This is a genomic window from Dulcicalothrix desertica PCC 7102 (assembly GCF_003991905.1).
Classification (GTDB): domain Bacteria; phylum Cyanobacteriota; class Cyanobacteriia; order Cyanobacteriales; family Nostocaceae; genus Dulcicalothrix; species Dulcicalothrix desertica.
In genome coordinates, this window is sequence record NZ_RSCL01000045.1 from 7,896 (window position 1) to 8,291 (window position 396).

A 396-nucleotide genomic window follows, 5' to 3' on the forward strand; every position below is an offset into this window, starting at 1 on the left:
ATCTGCGTCTTTAAACCTGTTAATCCCTCTGCCATCGCGGAAATGATAGCCATCGTAGTTAGATGCGTGTTTCTTCCACTCCAAAAATTGCAGGTTGGGATGTTTAATAATCAATTCTTTTTTGAGTGCAGAAAGTCTTGCATCCATAGTCTCGCTTCTATCCTTGCCAACTTTCCCCATACCCACAACCTGAATAATTTTCAAGTTTTCATATGTTGGTTTAACTTGTTCAAGAAGCAAGATAGTATCATTCTTTACACCAAGCTTTAATGCCAAATCTTCAGCACGCATGGTGGCATCAAGGTAGATATTGAATGCAGCATTTGAAGCCACTGCACGGTGACGCAAGTTAGGCATGTATATTGACAACACACCATATTCACAACGAAAGGCGCC

1 pseudogene is annotated in these 396 nt (G+C 40.9%); it reads right to left on the reverse strand.

What is annotated here, in order from left to right:
• Positions 1 to 396 (reverse strand): annotated as a pseudogene (locus DSM106972_RS46830) (hypothetical protein); the annotation flags it as partial.